Below are 21958 nucleotides of genomic sequence, written 5' to 3'. Positions count from 1 at the left end.
AGGAAAATGATATGGCTGATATTTTTGCGGGCGCGCAGTCGGTTTTCGGACCGCTGCCGCTGCTCTATATTGCTTTAGGCGTCCTGGTGGGAATTATTTTCGGCGCTATACCCGGTCTGACCGGTACCATAGGAATCAGCTTATTTCTTCCGCTGTCCTATACCATGAGCCCGTCGTCGGCCCTTCTGTTTCTCACCGCGATCTTTTGCGGAGGAGAATTCGGCGGTTCCATCAGCGCAATCTTGATCGGAACGCCGGGCACCAATGCGGCGGCGGCCACAATGATGGACGGATATCCCCTGGCGAAACAGGGGAAAGCCAGAAAGGCCCTTCTCATGGCCCTGGCGGCATCCACATTTGGCGGCATTTTCAGCGCCTGTGTGCTTTTGTTCGGAGCGCCTGCCATTGCGGAGTTTACGGTCAATTTCGGACCGGCGGAGTTTTTTACGCTGGCAGTATTCGGCCTGTCCATCATTTCCAGCGTCAGCGGAGATAACATATGGAAAGGCATGATTTCCGGATGTATCGGAGTTTTGATCTCCCTTGTGGGAATTGACAGCATGACGGGAACCTACCGGCTGACCTTTGGAAATATCAATATGGTCCGGGGGCTGAGCTTGATCCCGGTGCTCATGGGACTGTTTGCCGTTCCCAGCATTTTAGAAAAAATTGCCGACTGTTACCGGAAAAAAATGGAAGAAAAAGTGGTTGTAGAGATGGATTATAAGGACGGTCTGTCCATGAAGGAGATCCGCGGGGTGACTAAAACCATGGTCCGCTCATCGGTGGTCGGGACCATTGTAGGTGCAATTCCCGGTACGGGCACTGGCCTGGCCTCTTTTCTCAGCTACGATCTGGCCAGAAAGGGATCGAAGAGAAAAGAGAATTTCGGAAAAGGGGAACTGGAAGGGATTGCGGCCTCGGAATCTGCCAATAACGCGGTTACGGCCGGTGCTCTGATTCCCCTGTTCACCCTGGGAATTCCGGGAAGCCCTTCCGCAGCCGTACTGATCGGAGCATTCATGATTCACGGAATGGTGCCGGGACCATCGCTGTTTCACGACCAGGGGCCTTTGATTTACGCCGTCATGATCGGTATGTTTGTGGCGAATCTGTTTATGCTTCTGGAAGGGCGGTTTCTGTCCAGAGTATTTGCGCTGATTACGAAAGTGCCGGATACGGTGCTGGCACCGATTCTTCTTATGCTCTGCGCGGCAGGGGCTTATTCGGCCAACAACGCTGTGTTTGATATCGGCGTGTTCCTGATCTGCGGTTTTATCTCATTTGTGATCGGCAAGCTGGGATTCCCGGTGATGCCCATCTCTCTGGGGTATGTGCTGGGATCTCTGGCCGAGTTTAATCTGCGGCGGGCTCTGGTGCTGTCGGAAGGAAGCTGGTCCATCTTTGTAACAAGGCCCATCAGCTGCTTCTTCCTGGTTATTACTGTAGTTTCAGTGATACTAACCCAGAAAAAATGTATGGATCTGCTGAAAGGATTGTTAAGTAAAATGGGGGTAGGAAAATGAGAGCGATCATGCTGATGTTTGATACTTTGAACCGCCGTTTTCTGAAACCCTATGGCTGTGATTGGACCGTAACGCCTAATTTTCAGCGGCTGGCTGAAAAAACGGTCACATTTGACAACTGCTATGCGGGAAGCCTGCCCTGTATGCCGGCCAGAAGGGAGCTGCACACCGGAAGATATAATTTCCTGCACCGCAGCTGGGGCCCATTGGAACCGTTTGATGACTCCATGCCGGAAATGCTTCAGAATCACGGGATTTATACCCATATGATCAGCGATCACCAGCATTACTGGGAGGACGGCGGGGCAACCTACCACAACCGGTACAATACCTGGGAGATCGTCCGCGGCCAGGAGGGCGACCGGTGGAAAGGAAATGTCTGCGACCCTCAGGTGCCGGAACATCTGGGCAGGTGCTGGAGACAGGATCTGGTAAACCGGAAGTACATAGACTGTGAGGAGAAACAGCCCATGGCCCAGGTATTTGAACTGGGACTGGAGTTTCTGGAACAGAATAAGGACGAGGATAACTGGTTTCTGCACTGGGAGTGTTTCGACCCTCATGAACCTTTCTATACCATGGAAAAATATAAGAAGCTCTATCCCCATGAATACGGCGGCCCGTTGTTTGACTGGCCGGAGTACAGGGGTGTGACGGAAACTCCTGAGGAAGTGGCCCACTGCCGGTATGAATATGCGGCCCTTCTCTCCATGTGCGATGCATATTTGGGAAAATTTCTTGATTTCATGGATGAAAATGACATGTGGAGAGATACTATGGTCATTGTAAATACCGACCACGGCTTCCTTCTGGGAGAGCATGATCTCTGGGCCAAATGCGCCCAGCCATGGTACAACGAGACGGTGCACATTCCCCTGTTTATCTGGGACCCGCGCTATGAGTGCAGCGGTGAACGCCGGGAATCTCTGGTTCAGAATATCGATATTCCGGTAACACTGCTGGGGCTTTTTGGCGTAGAGGCAGCGAAAGACATGCTGGGCCATGATCTTTCTCAGGTCATAACAAAGGATGAACCTGTCCGGGAATATGCCCTGTTCGGCCTTCACGGCGCCCACGTCAATATTACGGACGGCCGCTATGTCTATATGAGAGACAGCGTTCCGGGCAATAAACCGCTGTATAATTATACACAGATGCCCACCCATATGCGCTGCTTGTTCTCAGCCGAAGAGATGAGGACGGCCCAGTTTGTAGATGGGTTCGCTTTTACCAAGAACACTCCGGTAATGAAGATCAGCGCCATGGAGGATGCCACTGGCGATACTGCTTTAAAAAATAATCCGGGCACAGTGCTGTTTGACTTAAAGACAGACCCCTTGCAGATGTCGCCGATTCACGATGAAGAAGTGGAGCAGAGAATGATCGGGAATCTGATAAAGCTGATGAAAGAAAATGAAGCGCCGCCGGAGCAGTATATCAGGCTGGGGCTGAGGTGAAGTGAAGTATAAAAATAATCTGCAAATCGACAGTTATAAAGGCGGACCTTACACAGCTTAATCGCTTCAGGCATTAAGTGAAAACAACCTCATGTGATATCAGAATTTAAGATATCACATGAGGTTGTTTTAAGATATCTTAAAAACGTTTTCATAAGCTGACGTACCAATGCGGGGAACACTGGCATTATCGGTTCAGATTTGATATACTGCATTTAATGAACTGACTGCAAATACCTTGGAGGAACTGTATGGAACGCTTGAAAGAGAATTTGAACATCCGGAAAAAACTGGTCATCATCTATGTTCCCATCATCATTTTAACCGTGTTTGTATGTTTTGCCAGCTTTGTCAATTTGATCGAAAGAAGGACAATAAAAGAGTTCGGCACTTTTAAAATCACTTCTTTAAAGCATATCGCAGATAAGAATGAAAACATGATAGAGAACACGATTTATATTTCCAATTCCTACCTCTTTAACAATGAGATAAAAGATTATGTGAATATGAAGGATGAAGAACCGGCATATGACAAGGTTCATAAGTATGACAGGGCGAAGCTGAGCCTGATCGATAATGAGAATATATTCTATAATTTGGAATATTACATCACGTTTTTAGGCATAGGGAATGATAACTACATTACCACATCCCAGCAGGCCACCAGGCAGCAGGATCGGGAGCGCCAGGCTTATATTGAAAGCATTATTAACCAGAACCGGACAAGCCTTGTGTGGAGTCCGGCCTACTCTTATTATGGAGAAAACATAATTTCTGCTGTGAGATATCTGGTGGATGTCCGAACCGGTAATCAAATCGGAATCATGATCTTTGATTTCCCGGAAACGGTGTTTTCTAAAGCATATGATGAATACCTGGATACGGGAGAGTATATCGAAATTGTAAAATCCGATGGGCAGCTCATGTCTTCCTCTGATAAAGAGAGGCTGGGGAAAAGCATAGAGGGGACAAAGCTGTTTCAGGAAATTCAGGGTTTTAAAGAAGGATATTTCTATTCAGAAGAGGAAAATTCAATTGTGGCATTTTCTAAAATAGACAAGATGGACTGGTATATAATAAGCAGCACTCCATTAGAAGTGGTATTATCATCTTTTCATGATGTACGGCAGACGCTGGCATTGATTCTGATCGTGACTACGCTGATCTTTCTCATGCTGACAGTTGTCGCATCCCGTTATGTGGCCGTCCCCATAGTGAATCTGGCCCATGAAATCCGTGAATACCATGGAAAGGAAGAGGAAGCGGAGGAAAAAATGCCGAAGAACGAGGTGCGGTACCTGCATGGCGAGTATAAAAAGATGACAGAGCGAATCGAGCATCTGATCAGCCGCATTTTAGCCGAACAGGAGGAAAAACGGATCTCTGAGATTGAAGCCCTGCAGGCCCAGATTAATCCACATTTTCTGTACAATACCCTGCAGTCCATACGGAATTTAAACCGTCTGGGGGAGCGGGAATCCATTGATAAAGTGATCGTCGCGCTGGTGCGCCTGCTCTCCGAATTGCTGCATAATAAAGAGAGTATGCATAAAGTTGAGGAAGAGATCAGATTTTTAAAGGATTATGTATATATCCAGCAGGTGCGGTATGGGCATAACTTTGAGGTGGTTTATGAGTGCCAACAGGAAACGATGGAACTCACAATACCGAAACTGATTTTGCAGCCGATCATTGAAAATGCTATTTTCCACGGTTTATCCGGCCGGGAGGAAGGCGGCGTAATCAGGATCTGCACAGCGCTTAAAGAAGAGCTGCTGGAAATTGTAATCGACGACAATGGAGCCGGATTTGATTCAGATAGTCTGTGTGTAAAGCAGGTGGGAGAGCAGGTGAAACACGGAATCGCGCTGGAGAATATAAAAAACCGGCTCAGGCTTCTCTATGGGGAGAATGCGGAACTGGTGATAAAAAGCAGGGTCGGGGAAGGGACATCGGTGACGGTACGTATTCCTGCCCGGATGGGAGAAAAAAGATGAAAGTAATGATTGTAGACGACGAAAAACCAATCAGACAGTGGTTTGAATCCATATTAATCTCAATACCGGACACAAAAGTGACAGGCACATTTCCCAATGGAAAGGCAGCCCTTGACGGCTGTAAAGCGGAAATTCCGGATCTCATTTTTACGGATATTCTGATGCCGGTTATGAATGGAATTGAGCTGATCCGGGCTGTGAAGCAGGAATATCCGGAGGTGGAAATCCTGATTTTAAGCAATTATAATGATTTCGAATACGTCCATCAAGGGCTGAAGCTGGGAGCGAAAGACTATTTGCTGAAGGCTCAGACCGGAGATGAGGAGATCAGGGAATTTGTGCAGAAAATCGAGGAGGAGCAAAGACAAAAAAGCCTTGAATCCCAGGAAAAGCAGATGGGTATTCTGGAGTGTCTGGAAAAACTGGAGCAATATTCTTTGGAAACGGCTGGAATGAATACAGAAGAGTACCGGTGCGTCAAACAGAGGCTGATGCAGATTTTGGAAAAATACAGGAATGAACCGGTGGGGGAATCTTCCGATTATCTGATAAACCAGATCATCGAATACATTCATTTAAACTACAGCAAGCCGGTTAAGCTTCTTTCACTGGCGGAAGAACTGAATTACAATGCGGATTATCTGTCGCAGACATTTAAACAGAAGACGGGCAAGAATTTTAACGCCTATCTTACGGAAATCAGAATGGAACGGGCGAAAGAACTGCTGGCTGATCCGGGAAGAAAAATCAAGGATGTGGCCGCGGAAGCAGGATATCAGAATGAGATGTATTTTTCCACTGCTTTTAAAAATTATACGGGAATGTCGCCTAAAAAATATATCACTTTTATAAAAACATCTAAGTAAATTATAAAATTCTAAGAAAATAAAAACCTGGCCATAGTTCTTCAAAAAACCAATAAGTTTTTAGAAGAAAATGACCAGGTTTTTTTTATGTTAATTTCAGGCGGAATTTATTACAATATTTATAAGTTCAACAGACAGGATGTTCTGCTGAATTATTACCAAAATGACTTGGCCAGGTCAGATCATGTACGCGTGCCGGGCACGCAGATAGGAGAAGATATGAAAAAAAGTTTCTTAACAGCAGCGGCCTTTATGGCAGCCGCCGCGCTTATGGGATGTTCGGCAGGGGCCGGGGCAAAGAATGTGAATGAAAAAGTGCCGGAAGAAAAACAGGAAAGCCAGAAGGAAATCGATATATGGACCAGGGGAAGTGAAACGGATGCGGTCGCGGAGCTTTTGAGACAGGCGGTCAGCGATTACAGTGAAGAAACAGGGGTAAAGGTGAACCTGCAGTTTATTGCCTTTCCGGATGTGGTGACGAAATGGAATTCTGCATTTGCTTCCGGCACAGCGCCCGATATCATCGACCTGGGAATCGGAAATATCGCGGAAAGAGTGAATTTAGGGCATTTGATCCCGTTAGATTCGTATTTTGAGAAATGGGAGGAGAAAGATGATTTCATTCCGGCAATGAAAGATCTGGGAAGCTATCAGGATAAACTTTATGGAATTTCCCACCGCCCGGATCCCCAGGTATTTGTATACAGAAAAGATCTGTTTGAAGAAGCCGGATTAGATGGATCGCGTCCGCCTAAGGATTGGAAAGAGATGCTGGAATATGCAGAAAAGCTGACCATAAAAGACAAAGACGGTAATGTGGAGAGAGCCGGTTTTGCCATGCCGACCAAGGATGCCAGAGTGCTGGCCAACAGCTTCATCCATCAAAATGGAGCCAGACTGGTGGACGAATCAGCGAATCTGCCGCTTTTTGACCAGCCGGAGGCATTAGAATTGGTCCAGTATATGGATCAGCTTCATGACCTTTCCACCATATTTGAAAATGACAACTGGAGTGAAAATCCTATTTTAAAAGGGACTGCGGTCATGGGATATCTTCCCAACAAAAATTTCGCTCAGTATATAAAAGAAAACCCGGATATGGAGGATAAATTCGGTGTAGCGGCCTGTGTGCCCAATAAAGAACCAGCCACCTGGTGCGGCGTATGGCTGTATGGAATAACTTCCCAGTCTAAAGACCCCGATCAGGCATTTGACCTGATTTCCTATCTGGCCAGCCGTGATGTGCTGTCAAAACGGATGGAAGAAACCGGAATCCCCACGCCGTATCTGTCTACAGCGGAGGCTTATATTGAGATGGATCCGGTTTTAAACCAGGCGGTCGCAGATGCCATTGAATGTGGATATGGAAATCCCAAGGTTACGTGGTCAAAAGTATATGAGGATACGCTGGATGAGATGCTGGAACAGGTCTTCTATGGTGTGAAAACGCCGGAAGAAGCGCTGGCCGCCGCTCAGGAAAAATTGTTGAAAGAGACGAAATAAATCAGTAACAGGTGGGTGCCGGAAGGTACCCATTTGTTAAATGCTGAGAAAGAGGTGTTGGTTTGAAAAAACAGAGAAGACTGGGGCGGGATTACACGGCGTATTTTTTTGTACTTCCTTTTTTCCTGATCTTTACATATTTCTATTTTATTCCCATATTTAAAGTCATTGGCGACAGTTTCACTGATTTTGACATGTTCACCAAGCGCAATTTTATAGGCATGGAAAATTACCGGGACCTGCTTCAGGATGAAGCATTTCTGCTGTCAATTAAAAATACGCTGGTTTATGCGGCGGCCACGCTGTTTCCGGCATTAGCCATAGCGCTGCTGCTGGCGGCAGTTATTAACAATCCATTGATTAAAACCAGAGTTACCAGGATGTTTATCTTCATGCCCCATGTCATTTCCATGGTGGCGGTATCCATGATCTGGCTGTATCTGTACGAGCCGGGAAGCGGTATTTTCAACACCCTGCTGGAATGGATGGGGCTGCCGAAGAAACAATGGCTGTTGGATCCGGATCTGGCTCTTCCATGTATTATCGTTATGGATATTTGGAAAAAAAGCGGCTACTATATGGTGATTTTCCTCTCCGGATTAAAGGCAATTCCGGAGGAGTACTATGAAGCGGCAAAGATGGACGGTTCTTCGGGTATCCATACTTTTTGGCATATTACATTTCCGCTGCTGAAGGATACCAGTTCATTTCTGCTGATCACCGGAATGATCTCCTGTTTTAATGTGTTTGAACAGGTGAATATCCTGACAAAGGGTGGACCGCTTTACCGAACCACTACGCTTGTGCATCAGATCTATACCACTGGTTTTACAAGATACGAGTTAGGGTATGCGTCCGCCATGTCTGTGGTGCTGCTGATCATAGTGGGCGGCATAAGCGCCGTCAATTTCCGGTTGACGAGAAGGGAAGAATAGGAGGTCGGATATGCATATAAAAAATAAGATAAAGGCGCTGCTTCTCAAATCATTTATCGTGCTGACAGCAGTGATTGCGGCTCTGCCCATCGTTATACTGGTCTGCACTGCTTTTAAATCGGATGCTGAGATTGCGGCTGGGTTCACAAGCCTTCTGCCGGAAAAATTTATGTTTTCCAACTTAACCGCCGCAATGGGAATGGGAGACTGGCCGCGCTATTTTCTGAACAGTACAATTATCACAGCGGCTGTGACGCTCATCAGCCTCTTAATCAATTCTCTGGCGGGATATGCGTTTGCCCGGCTGAAATTTTTCGGCAATAACCTGTTATTTTACTGCGCCATGGTGGGAATGATGCTGCCGATGCAGATTATGATGCTGCCGGTATTTCTACAGATCAAAGAATTTCCGCTGATGGGAGGCAATAACTGGCTGGGCGCCGGAGGTGTGGGGCTGATTAACAGCTACATCGGAGTAATCCTCCCTATTGTGGCCAATCCCTTCGGGGTATTCATGTGCAGGCAGTATTATCTGGGGTTCCCCCGGGAGTTGGACGAGGCATCCAGAATTGACGGATGCGGGTCACTGGCCGCTTACATCCGCATTTACCTGCCCATGAGCAAACCGCTTTTTGCCACGCTGGGACTTTTAAAAGTGGTGGATACCTGGAATCAGTACACCTGGCCGCTGTTAGTCATTAACCGGACGGAAATGCAGACCGTTCAGCTTGCGTTAAACGCCTTTAAGGGCGAAACGTTTATTCAGTGGAATTATCTGATGTCAGCGACCATCATGATCGTTCTTCCTGTCCTGGTTTTGTTTATATTCTTACAAAAATACTTTGTACAGGGGATCGCTACTACCGGAATGAAAGGATAAGAAGATGAGTAGGGAAGGAAATGGAAAGAATGTAATCTGGATATTGGCGGACCAGCTCAGGGCAGACGCCTTGTCGGTCAATGGAGATCCTAATGTGAGCACGCCCAATATCGATAATCTGGCGCTTCAGGGAATTAATTTTAACCGCGCGGTGAGCGGCACTCCGCTGTGTTCCCCGTACCGGGGAGCTCTGCTGACCGGGTGTTATCCGCATAAAAGCTCAGTGGCCGGCCATGATTTCACTTTGAACCCCAAAAGACATACCATTGCAGAGGTATTTAACGGCGCGGGATATGACACTTTATACTATGGAAAATGGCATCTGGAAGGGCTGAATCCCAGAATCGGGACAGGGGTTGACCCGCAAAAGCAGTTTGTTCCGAGAGATCACAGGGGAAAGTTCTCCACTTGGGTGGGGTATGAGAACAATAACAGCCAGTTTAACTGCTGGGTTCATGGTCACGATGGGGAACAGGAGGTGCCGCTGCACCGCCTGCCCGGATTTGAGACGGATTCTTTGGTGGATATGGGGCTTCAAAAGATCCGGTATTATGGTGAGGAAAAGAAAGAGGGCAGGAACCGGCCGTTTTTTATGGTGATCAGCGTTCAGCCGCCTCATGATCCCTATATTGCGCCGGCCCGATTTATGGGAAAATATAACTCCCGGAAGCTGGTTATGAAGGACAATGTGCCGCCCTATGGGGAGTTTCAAAAGAGGGCCAGGCAGGAGCTGGCAGGGTACTATGCCCTGATCGAGAATCTGGACTGGAATGTGGGAAGAATTTTAAACGAACTCAGGGAAAATGGGCTGGATCTGGACACCCACATCATTTTTTTCAGCGATCACGGGGATATGCATGGTTCGCATGGCATGTTCCGAAAGACCAATCCTTATGAAGAGGCCATACGCGTCCCATTTATCATCGGCGGAGAGATGCCGATGACCTATTATGACAGCAAGTCCGGCGTGTCCGACCTGCCGGTAAATCATGTGGATGCAGCGCCCACCACTCTGGGGCTGTGCGATTTGGAAATACCTGAATGGATGGAAGGAACGGACTATTCCTGGGTCAGATCGGCCAGCCGTGTCCCGGGTGAGATTCCGGACAGCGCCTATCTCCAGTCCGTGGTGCCCACCAGACACTATGACAGCATCGATATTCCATACAGAGGGATCGTAACGCGTGACGGTTGGAAGTATGTGTGCCTGGAGAACCAGGAATGGCTGCTGTTTAACTTAAATGACGACCCTCTGGAACTTATAAATCTGGCCCACAATTCATTATATATCGATAAGAGGATTGAGTTAAACCGCAGGCTGAAAGAATGGGCGAGGGACACGGAAGATGATTTTAATGTGCCGGACGTGCCATATCTGGTCCGGGAAACGCCCCGCCAGCCTTTAGAGGGGATGGAGGAAAGCATATGACAGAGATAGAACTGCGTGTAAAACAATTGTATCCGGATCATTACCAAGAAACGGCAAAAAAAGTTGAAAATTTAATGGGGAAATGGAAAGGGAAAATTAAGGAAAAAAAATCCTGGATCGATCAGACTGATGTGCTTCTGATCACCTATGGGGACGGCATTAAAGAGAAAAACAGCCCATCCCTTCCGGTTTTAAAGCGGTTTGCAGATGAAGAATTGAAAGGATATATCAGCGGAATACACCTTCTCCCCACATTCCCGTATACATCGGATGACGGGTTTTCCGTTTCGGATTTCAGATCCATCCGGAGAGAGCTGGGAGACTGGGAGGATATTCAGAGCCTGGGTCAAAGTTATGATCTGATGCTGGACGCTGTGGTGAACCATGCATCCAGGGAAAGCGAATATTTTCAGGGGTTTTTAAAGGGAGAGGAAGGATACAGGGATTTTTTTATCGAAGCGGATCCTTCGGAAGATTACAGCATGGTGACACGCCCCAGGGCCCTTCCTCTTCTGACGGCCTTTGAGACAGACGGCAGAAAGGTATATGTCTGGACCACATTCAGTGAAGACCAGATTGACTTTAACTATAAAAATGATAATGTTTTGCTTGAGATTTTGGATATCCTGCTGTTTTATGCTTCAAAAGGCGCCGGATTTATCCGTCTTGATGCGGCCGGCTTTATCTGGAAAGAAGGGGGTACAACCTGTATGAATTTACCTCAGGCTCATGAAGTGGTGAAGCTCATGAGACTGGTTTTAGACAGGTGCGCCCCAGGCTGTACCATAATAACGGAGACTAATGTGCCCCATCAGGAGAACATCCGCTATTTCGGCAATGGATTTGACGAGGCCGGGCTGGTTTACCAGTTTCCCCTTCCGCCTCTGACCTTCTATTCCTTTATCAGCGGGAGCGCTGTGGAACTGAGCAGATGGGCGGAAACTCTGGAAAAAACCAGTGATAAAACAGCGTATTTCAACTTCCTGGCTTCCCATGACGGAATTGGGATAAGACCGGTGGAGGATATACTGACTCAGGAACAAAAACAGCTCATGGCCGATACCGCAGTGGAACGCGGAGGTCTGGTGAGTTTCCGGTCTATGCCGGATGGTTCTGAGATTCCGTACGAATTAAATATCAGCTATCTTAGCGCCATTGCCGGTGATGAAAAGGATATCAGGAAAAAGGTACAGAAATTTATGGCCTCCCAATGTATTCTGCTGTCGGTTATGGGCCTGCCGGCAATTTATTACCACAGCCTGCTGGGATCTGAAAACTGCCGGGAAGAGTACCTTTCATCTGGAATAAAGCGCAGGATTAACCGGGAAAAGCTGGATTACGGCAGGCTGAAGGCCGAAATCCATACTCCGGGCAGTTTAAGAAACCTGGTTTTTGAAGAGTATAAGAAGCTGATTTCCATAAGGAAGAGGTATCAGGCATTTGCGCCCAACAGCCCGCAGAAAGTTTTGGAGACAGATCCAAGGCTGTTTGTCCTGGTTCGGGGAGATGGGGAAGACGAGATACTGGTGTTGGTAAATGTATCGAATGAAACCGTACAACTGGATACAGGATATAACGGCGCGGAGCTTTTAACGGGCAGCCCGGTAAATGGCAGATTAGAGGTGCCGCCGTATGGATACATGTGGGTAAAAACAGGTGAAAACTATGACAGACAGATGGAATAAGATTCTCATATTTGGCGACAGTATTTCCACGGCAAACCATGGAGATGGGGGATATATGGAGTTGTTAAAGGCATCCATGGGGGCAGAAAGAATAGAAAACCGGGCGAAGTCATCCAGCGGACTGGCTTTGACAACGCCTCACAGCCTGGCGTGTCTTCTCATGCAGGACGAACCATTTGTGGAAGAGGAAAAGATGCTCATTTTAATCTGGCATGGGAGCAATGACTGGTATTGGGGAACCCCTATGGGATGTCATGGAAATGAAGCCGGATATACCTTTTGGGGTGCTCTGGATTACGTCTTAAAATGTCTGAGAAAGAGGTATCCACAGGCAGATATTATATGGCTTACACCATTGGAGCGGGTTCAGCGGCCATATGGGATGGAAAATGTGGAGGATCGTGCTGGCGACAACATTTTGGGGCTGACCCTTGAGGATTATGCGGGTGCGTTAAAAGAGGCAGGAAAACGGTATGGATTTCCGGTTATCGATATGAAACAGGAGGCAGAACGTGCAGGCATGGACATAGAAAGCCATTTTGAAGATAAAATCCACCCCAACGGGGCGGGATATGTGATGATAAACCGGATTATCAGCGAGGAGATAGGAAAAATATATGGGGTATGAATTTTTAGAGAGTTTGGAAAGAGGAAAATTTTTTCCCAAAAAAGAATATAAGAGGGAACAGAACTATATCTATGAAGAGGCCAGGGAGAAGATACCGGAGCCGGTTCTGGAAGGAAAACGGGAATGGACCGATTGTTATGATTATGCCGTTAAACTTCTGTTTGACAACATACACCAGCCGAAAACAGGAAGCGGTTTTGTAAGCGATTTTGTGGACGCTGCATTTAACGAAGATATCTTTTTATGGGATACGGTTTTTATCACGCTGTTCTGCAATGTGCTTCATCCCTATGTCCCGGGCATCTGTTCCCTGGATAATTTCTACTGCCGTCAGTTTGATGACGGGGAGATCCCCAGAGAGATGGTTCGGGATACAGGAAAGGATTTTCTGCCCTGGGTGAATGGATTCCAAAAGCCGCTGTATTCTTATTTCCATAATCACTATGGACACAGGAAATTAAAAAGCCAGCGGCCGCTTTGCTATGAGGAGGTATATAAGCCGGATCTGGGCCGTGAGGTAGAACCGTATCCCTATCTGACGCTGGATAACCTGAATCATCCGCTATTGGCATTTGCGGAATGGGAGAGTTTCTGCCATACCGGGGACAGGGAAAGGCTGTCCGCGGTTGTGGAACCTCTGTATCAGTATTACCAGGCGTTTAAATATCATTTGAGGCATAAAAGCGGTTTATATGTTACGGACTGGGCCAGCATGGATAATTCCCCGAGGAACAGGGAACTGGGGCTGGCAGTGGATACCAGCTGTGAAATGGTGCTGTTTGGCAGAAATCTGCTTTCGATTATGGCAGCAGCGGCATCGGATGATAGAAAGCTGGCACAGCGGAAAAATGAAATAGAAAACGATATAGCTTCTTTAAAAACGCTGATTAATGAAATGATGTGGGATGAGGAAAGCGGTTTTTATTATGATCTCACCATGGATGGAAAACCGATCAGGATAAAGACGGCCGCCGCCTTCTGGGCGCTGATATCCGGTGTTGCAGAGGAGAGGCAGGCGGAACGGCTGGCCGGCTGGCTGGAGGATGAAAAAACATTTAACAGGCTCCACCGGGTGCCGTGTGTTGCGGCGGACGAACCGGAATATGACCCCATGGGCGGATATTGGAGAGGTTCGGTCTGGGCGCCCATCAATGCGATGGTGGTGCTGGGGCTGGAAAGATGCGGCAGGCATGAGCTTGCAAAAAAGATCGCTCTGAATCATCTGGACTGCATTGTGAAGATCTGGAAAATGACTGGAAGTATCTGGGAAAATTATCCGCCGGATTTTTTATCAAGCGGAAATGCAGATAAAAAGGACTTTGTGGGATGGTCGGGTCTGGCGCCGGTTCTGTACCTGATCCAATATGGAATTGGAATTTCCATAAATCAAAAAACGGGAGATTTAATATGGGAATTAGAACCGGAATATCTGGAACAGGGGGCTGTCGGCTGCTGGCGTTACTGGTTCAGGGGAAAAACGGTCAGCCTGTGTGCCCGTAAAGAGAAGGGTGTGGTAAAAGTTTCCGCATCGGGCGAGAAGGCATTCAGACTTCACATCAGAATGGGAACCCGGGAGGTGATAAAAGATGTGCCGGAAAAGTCAGAAATACGATTTACTGTTTGATGTGGGAGGGACCGCAGTAAAATTATGTGCGGTTAAAAGTGAACAGCCGGATATAGGAACGCTGAGACTGGAAGACAGGATGGATGTGTTTCCCTCAGGGTCCAATGGTTCCCGGGAACAAATCCTGAATAATTTTTCTGAAGCTGTTATGAGGATGGAGGAAGAGAAACAGATCGAAATTGAGCGGATTGGCATGGCATTTCCTGGCCCATTTGATTATGAGAGGGGAATCAGCTATATGCATGGGCTGAATAAATACGACGCCATTTACGGCTGCAATATAGGGGAAGCTATTAATGTGATATTGAAAACCGCCTATCCATTTGTGTTTATGCACGATGCTGAGGCATTTGCATTGGGAGAATGCCGGTACGGAAAGGCGCGGGATGCCAAAAGAGCGATGTACCTCTGCATTGGAACAGGAACCGGCAGCGCATTTACCGATTCGGGCTTTCTGGTGAAAAAAGAGGGAGACGGAGTGCCGGATCAGGGCTGGGTCTATGACTGCCCATTCCGGGATGCCAGAATAGACGATTATCTGTCGGCCCGGGGGCTGGAGCGGCTGGCAGTCCGGGAGTTCGGGCGTATCTGTGAGGGAAAAGAGCTCTATGAGATGGCCTGTGGGGCGCAAGGCAGTGAAAGCAGGCGCCGGGCGGTCAGGTGTTTTCAGGAATTCGGCCGGGATGTGGCTGATGCTGTTAAACCGTTTCTGGAACGGTTCGAGCCGGAAATCATAGTGCTGGGAGGGCAGATTTCAGCCAGTTTTTCATTTTTTGGCGATGAATTGAGAAATGTTTGTGAAAAGAAACACATAAAGGCTGATGTGGCGGAAAATACATCGTCCAGCATCATGAAAGGGCTGTACTATCAACTGAAAGAAGTGGATACAGGAGGAGTGCTATGAAAAAAACGCAGAGCCGTTATAACCGGAAACCATCGTCTAAGGTGAGGGGATATGAGAATACATGCATCAGCGGGTATGAGGCCATTTTGTCAAAACTGGGGGAAACCTTGACGGACGACAGCGTATTGGTGGTGGAAACTTATCCGGGTGTATATGACCGGGAGGTGATACAGGAGCTGCAAAAGATAAAGCCGGCTGTTTTTATCGATATGGAGTCCATTTTCAAACCGGAAGAAGAGCTGAATGAGCAGTTGAAATATCATCTGACTGATGACCGGGTCTTTGGAAAAATGTATTTTGGTGATGTATATGATCTGCTGGATCAGAAAAGCCTGGAATCTGCCAGAAATGCTTTGGAGGCGGAAAAGGGGATAAAAATCATATACGGATTCGGAGCTTCGTTGGTTAAAACAGGTGATATACTGGTTTATCTGGATCTGTCGAGATGGGAAATCCAGCTTCGCTACAGAAAGGGAATGGGAAATTATCATTGTTCCAATTATGACGAGGATTTGTTAAAAAAATATAAACGGGGATATTTTATTGAATGGAGAATTGCAGATAAACATAAGGCGTCGATTTTTGATAAAATTGATTTTTTTGTGGATACTCATGTGGAAGGACAGCCGAAGATGGTGGACGGCGGGGCTGTGAGAGAGGGATTAAAACAACTGGTTAAAAAGCCTTTCAGGACAGTTCCGTATTTTGATCCCGGGGTATGGGGAGGACAGTGGATGAAAGAGGTCTGCGGCCTGGATGAGAGGGAAAAGAATTATGCCTGGAGTTTTGACGGGGTCCCTGAAGAAAATTCTCTTTTACTGGATTTTGGAAACGGGATAATAGAAATTCCCGCCATGGATCTGGTGCTCTACCAGCCCGTTCCGCTGCTGGGCGAGAAAGTCTATGCCAGGTTTGGAGCGGAGTTTCCGATCCGGTTTGATCTGCTGGATACAATGGGAGGACAGAATCTGAGCTTACAGGTCCACCCCAATACGGATTACATAAGAAAGCAGTTTGGCATGGGCTATACCCAGGATGAGAGCTACTATATACTGGATGCGGGAGAAGATGCAAAGGTCTATCTGGGGCTGCGGGAGGGTGTTGATAAAGAGGTGGTGATGGAGGAACTGGAGGCTGCTAAAAGGGGTGAACGGCCATTTGATGCAAAACAGTTTATCAATTGTTTCCCGGCCAAAAAGCATGACCATTTTTTAATTCCCGCAGGAACCTGCCACTGCTCAGGCAGAAATACCATGGTTCTGGAAATCAGCGCCACCCCGTATATCTTTACATTTAAACTTTGGGACTGGGACAGAACAGGGCTGGACGGCAGGCCAAGGCCGGTTCATCTCGAACATGGCAGGGAAGTGATCAGATGGGACCGCACGACCCGCTGGGTGAAAGAGAATCTGATAAACCAGGTCTGGGAAAGGGAAGCTGGGGACGGTTACAGAGCCGAACACACCGGTCTGCATGAACTGGAATTCATCGAAACTACAAGATACTGGATCGAGGATGAAGCGCTGGTCCATGGCTGCGGTTCCGTCAGGATGCTGAATCTGGTAGAAGGGGAAAGGGCGCAGATCATCAGCCCGGATGCCGCATTTGAACCGTTTGAAGTAAATTATGCGGAAACGCTGATTATTCCGGAACAGGTTGGAGATTATATTATAAGAACTTGTGAAAAAAAGAAGATTGCTGTAGTCCAGGCATATGTGCGGACATAAATACAGGGCTGATTCGGGCTGATCCAGGCAGAAAAAAGATTTTACTCAGATTCAAATTTCTACTATAATAGAGATGATGGCCGGTAATCTTAATGGTAGGAATGGAGAGTGGGCAAAATGATGGATTTAAGCAAACTGACCGATGGGAAAAACCTGTCGGAGATGGAAAAAACGGTTTTATATTACATTGTGGAACACATCGACCAGGTGCTGAAAATGGGCGTCCGGGGTGTGGCAAAGGAGAATTTTACCTCTTCTTCCACCATCATGAGACTGACCAAAAAGCTGGGTTACAGTGGTTTTGTGGATATGTATTACAAACTTCTTCCTATGGTGAAGAATGCGGAAGGCTGTATTGATGAAGACCTTCATTTCATAAACAGTTTTTGCAGCAATAACCTTCTGCAGTATAATTCCTATGATCAGATGAAACTGTTTGCGAAAAAGATCTGTGACCTGGACAACCAGTTTATCTTCATCTATGCCACCGGATTTTCTGCCATGTCGGCCGAGTACTTTAACAGGAAACTGCTGGTTCTGGGGCGGAAATGCATTGTTTCCAGCGGCATGGATTCCATCGGGGTATTTGAAAACAATCTGGCGGATATGGGGATGCTGATCACCATTTCCCGGTCGGGCGAGACCCAGAGCGTGGTGGACCGGGCCAAGATCGCTAAGGAAAACGGTATTTTTATCGTCAGCTTTACCAATGAACTGGAAAACCGGGTGAACGCGCTGGCGGATATTTCCTTTCGGATTGAGGACAATAACAAACTGGATGACCGCAATATGATGGCGAATACATTTTTTCCCAACGTGCTGATGCTCATGGAATTGTTGATTTATGAGTATTATAAAGTACTGCAGGTGACGCCGGATGACTAAATATTAGATTATGGTTCGGATGACCGGGATTTGTTTATACCTGGAGCCGGGCAGTAACGATATATGGGCTGTTTACAGCTATTTTAGAACGTGTTCCGTTTCGGCGGAACACGTTTCTTTCATGGCCAAAACTATATACAAACAAAAAATGGTTGGTTATAATGCAGACATGAATTTCACGTGGGATTAAAAAATGATGTTGGAGGATTGGCGAGATGAAAGAAAAAATAATGGACGTGCTTCAGCGCTTTTCAAAAGCGATGTTTATACCTGTTCTGATACTTCCCATTGCAGGTATTCTGATTGCAGTTGGAAACCTGTTCACAAATGCTAGACTGATAGAAATGATTCCTTTTTTGGATAATCCGGTTACTAAAGGGTTCGGTTCCATTTTATCCGGTTCCCTGGTGGCGATTTTAAATAACTTAGGATTGATCTTCTGCGTGGGAATTGCCGTGGGACTGGCAAACAAAAAGAAGTCGGAAGCTGGCTTTACCGCTCTTTTAGGCTTTCTGGTATTCATCAATGCGATGAACAAATTCATGGATCTTACCGGGATTTTATATACCGGAGATTCGTTAAGGGGAACAGGACAGACCCTGATCCTGGGAATCCAGATTCTGGATATGGGCGTGTTTTTAGGCATCATTTTAGGTATCGTAACCGCTATGGTTCACAATAAATTCTGTGAGATTGAATTTAACAATGCGTTCCAGATTTACGGCGGTTCCAGATTTGTATTTATCGTATTGATCCCTGTTGTGGTTGTGCTGGCTGTGGCTCTCACCTATGTGTGGCCCTTTGTACAGGCGGGAATCTCAGGGCTGGGCAATTTCATCAACCGTTCCGGCAACTTCGGAATCTTCCTGTACGGTTCTTTGGAACGTCTTTTGATTCCTACAGGACTTCATCATCTGGTATACACACCGTTCCTCTACACCTCATTGGGCGGCGTGGAAACTGTGGGCGGACAGGTGCTGGAAGGCGCCAGAAATATCTATTACGCAGAAATGGCAGATCCTTCTGTTGCACTGCTGTCACAGTCCGTAGTCTGGGATGCCAGAGGTATTTCCAAGATGTTCGGCCTGATCGGCGCATGTCTGGCTATGTATCATACGGCAAGACCTGAAAATAAGAAAAAAATTAAAGCGATTCTGATTCCTGCGGCAGTTACTTCATTTATCGCAGGTGTGACGGAACCGATTGAGTTTTCATTCATGTTTGTGGCGCCTGTGCTGTTCGTAATCCATGCGGCTCTCAGCGGTCTCAGCATGGTGGCGTTTAATATCTTCAACTGCCGCGCCATCGGCCCCAACGGATTTATTGATTTCCTGCTCTATAACCTTCCGCTGGGCAATGCCAAGACACACTGGATTACTTATATTCTGATCGGATTAGTATTCTTTGTGATCTATTACGTGGTATTCCGCATCCTGATCACCGCCCTCAATTTAAAGACATTGGGCCGTGAAACGGAAGGAATGGAAATGAAGCTGCACTCAAAAGCGGAGTACAAGGAAAAGGTTGCCGCTGAAAAAACAGGTGCGAAAAATGACGCCGTAGATGCTGCCCTGATCGTGGAAGCCCTGGGCGGAGCGGAAAATATCACCAAGGTGGATAACTGCTACACACGGCTCAGGCTGATTTTGGCGAACCCGGAACTGGTGAAAGAAGACGTGCTGAAACTGGAAACAGGGGCCAACGGAGTGATTAAAAAAGGCAATAATGTCCAGGTAGTTTATGGCCTGAAAGTGAATTCCGTGAGAAAAGCGGTGGACGCTTATCTGGGACGGAGCGCGGAACAGTAATTGGACGCTGAATAATAAATGGAATACAGAATGGCTGTCGATAGAAGATTAAAGATCGAAAGCAGAATAATTGTTAATCGCTGATATGAATTGCAGGCCGCTTACAGCGGCAGAATGAGAGGAAATATATGAAGAAATATTCTGTAGTTATCGCAGGAGGCGGAAGCACTTATACGCCTGGTATTGTTATGATGCTTATGGATAATCTGGACCGGTTCCCGATCCGCTCTCTGAAATTATATGATAATGACCCTGAGCGCCAGGAAACCATTGCAAAAGCGCTGGAGATCGTCATGAAAGAAACAGCTCCTGATGTGGAATATTCTTATACCACAGACCCTGAGGAGGCATTTACCGATGTGGATTTCTGTATGGCCCACATCCGGGTTGGAAAGTACGCAATGCGGGAACTGGATGAGAAAATCCCGCTGAAATATGGCGTGGTAGGCCAGGAAACCTGCGGACCGGGCGGAATCGCATATGGAATGAGAAGTATCGGCGGAATGCTGGAACTGATCGACTATATGGAGAAATATTCCCCTGACTGCTGGATGCTAAACTACTCAAACCCGGCCTCCATCGTGGCAGAAGCCTGCCGGGTGCTGCGCCCAAATTCCAAAGTGCTCAATATCTGCGATATGCCGGTAGGAACCAAACGCCGCATGTCCTATATTGTGGGAAGAGATCCGAAAGACATTGATGTCAGCTATTTTGGCCTGAATCATTTTGGATGGTGGACCGGCGTGAGGGATAAAGACGGAACGGATTTAATGCCCCAGCTTCTGGAATATGTTTCTGAAAATGGCTATTTAACACAAAAAGCGGTAGAAACCCAGCACATGGACGCCAGCTGGCAGGAGACCCATAAAAAAGCTAAGGATCTGCTGGCATTAGACCCCAATTTCCTGCCCAACACCTATTTGAAATACTACCTCTACCCGGATTATGTGGTTTCCCACAGCGATCCTGAATATACCAGAGCCAATGAGGTGATGGAAGGAAGGGAAAAACACGTATTCGATGCGGCCCGCGCAATCATTGCCGCTGGTACTGCAAAAGGCGGGGAATTTGAAATCGACAACCATGCTTCATTTATCGTGGATTTGGCCCGTGCAATCGCCTATAACACCCATGAACGGATGCTGTGCATCGTGGAAAATAAAGGAGCCATTTCCAATTTTGACCCCACAGCCATGGTAGAAGTGCCCTGTCTGGTAGGCTGCAATGGTCCGGAACCGCTGTGCCAGGGAGATATCCCAACATTTGAAAAGGGCATGATGGAAGAACAGCTGGCAGTAGAGCGTCTGGTTGTAGAAGCCTGGGTGGAAGGAAGTTACCTGAAACTCTGGCAGGCCCTTACACTGTCCAAAACAGTGCCCAGCGCCAGTGTGGCAAAACAGATTCTGGATGAGCTGATCCCGGCAAATAAAGGCTACTGGCCGGAATTAAAATAAATATACTTTGAGGGGAGTATTCACATATGCTGGGATTTTTCAATAAGAAAAACAAAAAAGAAAATGCTTTAAGAGCCGCTGTCAGCGGCGCAGTTGTACCAATGTCGGAAGCTTCGGACGAGACCTTCGCTTCCGGCATGCTGGGAAACGGCGTGGTAATCCATCCGTCTGATGGTATGGTAACCGCCCCCTGTGACGGGGAAATCACGGTTTTTATGGAAGACAGCAAGCACGCGGTTGGATTGAAGACGGAATACGGCTTTGACCTCCTCCTCCACATCGGAATCGATACCGTGAGCCTGGAAGGCCAGGGCTTCGAAAGCTTTATTAAGGCCGGACAAAAGGTTAAGACAGGAGATCAGCTGATCCGCTTCGACAAGGAATTCATCGAATCCAAGGGCCTGTGCGCCGATGTGATCATGATCATCATGGATTCCCCCGACCTGAAGCCAATGGAGTACCGAACCGGTATTCAAGCGGTGGGCGGGGAGACGATAGTGGCGGAAATCTTTATTTAGTTGATTAGTGAAAGTAACGCCGTGAATCCTGGGGATGGGGACGGACGGGGGAGGAGGCCCGCTTGGAGGGTTGGCACCGGGCGGAACGGAATCCGTTGGCGATGAAAACCGGCTTCCAACCGTAAGTGAAAC

Annotated in this window: 17 protein-coding genes; all 17 read left to right on the top strand. The window is 47.3% G+C overall.

Annotation, left to right across the window (positions count from 1 at the left end):
• Positions 1–11: 11 nt before the first annotated feature.
• Positions 12–1526 (top strand): tripartite tricarboxylate transporter permease, encoded by a 1515-nt coding sequence (locus tag GPL15_RS09490; protein WP_215698343.1) that lies wholly within the window; start codon positions 12–14, stop codon positions 1524–1526.
• Complete coding sequence (locus GPL15_RS09485) at positions 1523–2983, top strand: sulfatase (RefSeq protein WP_215698341.1); 1461 nt, start codon at positions 1523–1525, stop codon at positions 2981–2983. Before GPL15_RS09490 ends, GPL15_RS09485 begins: the two co-directional genes overlap by 4 nt.
• A gap of 251 nt (positions 2984–3234) precedes the next feature.
• Positions 3235–4980 (top strand): sensor histidine kinase, encoded by a 1746-nt coding sequence (locus GPL15_RS09480; RefSeq protein WP_215698339.1) that lies wholly within the window; start codon positions 3235–3237, stop codon positions 4978–4980.
• Positions 4977–5846, top strand: coding sequence for a response regulator (locus GPL15_RS09475; RefSeq protein WP_215698337.1), 870 nt, complete (start codon positions 4977–4979; stop codon positions 5844–5846). The genes GPL15_RS09480 and GPL15_RS09475 overlap by 4 nt, the downstream gene beginning before the upstream one ends.
• 219 nt (positions 5847–6065) lie before the next feature.
• Positions 6066–7349, top strand: a complete 1284-nt coding sequence (locus GPL15_RS09470) for an ABC transporter substrate-binding protein (protein WP_215698335.1) — start codon at positions 6066–6068, stop codon at positions 7347–7349.
• 62 nt (positions 7350–7411) lie between these two features.
• A complete protein-coding gene (locus GPL15_RS09465; RefSeq protein WP_215698333.1) occupies positions 7412–8284 on the top strand; it encodes a sugar ABC transporter permease in 873 nt (290 codons plus the stop codon).
• 10 nt (positions 8285–8294) lie between these two features.
• On the top strand, positions 8295–9164 hold the full coding sequence (locus GPL15_RS09460; RefSeq protein WP_215698331.1) for a carbohydrate ABC transporter permease: 870 nt from the start codon (positions 8295–8297) through the stop codon (positions 9162–9164).
• Between the two features lie 4 nt (positions 9165–9168).
• Positions 9169–10593, top strand: a complete 1425-nt coding sequence (locus tag GPL15_RS09455) for a sulfatase (protein ID WP_215698329.1) — start codon at positions 9169–9171, stop codon at positions 10591–10593.
• The gene (locus tag GPL15_RS09450) at positions 10590–12278 is read left to right on the top strand and encodes an alpha-amylase family glycosyl hydrolase (RefSeq protein WP_215698327.1); all 1689 of its coding nucleotides are present in this window, start codon (positions 10590–10592) and stop codon (positions 12276–12278) included. The genes GPL15_RS09455 and GPL15_RS09450 overlap by 4 nt, the downstream gene beginning before the upstream one ends.
• Entirely contained in the window at positions 12259–12906 is a 648-nt protein-coding gene (locus tag GPL15_RS09445; protein WP_215698325.1) for an SGNH/GDSL hydrolase family protein, read from the top strand. Before GPL15_RS09450 ends, GPL15_RS09445 begins: the two co-directional genes overlap by 20 nt.
• Positions 12896–14530 carry a trehalase family glycosidase gene (locus GPL15_RS09440; protein WP_215698323.1) on the top strand — a complete coding sequence of 545 codons (1635 nt, stop codon included), beginning with the start codon at positions 12896–12898 and terminating at the stop codon, positions 14528–14530. Before GPL15_RS09445 ends, GPL15_RS09440 begins: the two co-directional genes overlap by 11 nt.
• Positions 14493–15434, top strand: a complete 942-nt coding sequence (locus GPL15_RS09435; RefSeq protein ID WP_215698321.1) for an ROK family protein — start codon at positions 14493–14495, stop codon at positions 15432–15434. The genes GPL15_RS09440 and GPL15_RS09435 overlap by 38 nt, the downstream gene beginning before the upstream one ends.
• The gene (locus GPL15_RS09430; protein ID WP_215698319.1) at positions 15431–17161 is read left to right on the top strand and encodes a class I mannose-6-phosphate isomerase; all 1731 of its coding nucleotides are present in this window, start codon (positions 15431–15433) and stop codon (positions 17159–17161) included. The genes GPL15_RS09435 and GPL15_RS09430 overlap by 4 nt, the downstream gene beginning before the upstream one ends.
• A gap of 120 nt (positions 17162–17281) precedes the next feature.
• Positions 17282–18046, top strand: coding sequence for a MurR/RpiR family transcriptional regulator (locus GPL15_RS09425; RefSeq protein WP_215698402.1), 765 nt, complete (start codon positions 17282–17284; stop codon positions 18044–18046).
• A gap of 215 nt (positions 18047–18261) precedes the next feature.
• A complete protein-coding gene (locus tag GPL15_RS09420; protein ID WP_215698317.1) occupies positions 18262–19854 on the top strand; it encodes a PTS transporter subunit EIIC in 1593 nt (530 codons plus the stop codon).
• 128 nt (positions 19855–19982) lie between these two features.
• Positions 19983–21308, top strand: coding sequence for a 6-phospho-alpha-glucosidase (locus GPL15_RS09415; protein ID WP_215698315.1), 1326 nt, complete (start codon positions 19983–19985; stop codon positions 21306–21308).
• Positions 21309–21334: 26 nt separating this feature from the next.
• Positions 21335–21826, top strand: a complete 492-nt coding sequence (locus tag GPL15_RS09410; RefSeq protein WP_215698313.1) for a PTS glucose transporter subunit IIA — start codon at positions 21335–21337, stop codon at positions 21824–21826.
• Positions 21827–21958 lie beyond the last annotated feature (132 nt).

The sequence above is a fragment of the Clostridium sp. MCC353 genome, assembly GCF_018785315.1.
Classification (GTDB): Bacteria; Bacillota; Clostridia; order Lachnospirales; family Lachnospiraceae; genus CHH4-2.
This window is presented reverse-complemented; position numbering and strand designations above follow the sequence as displayed.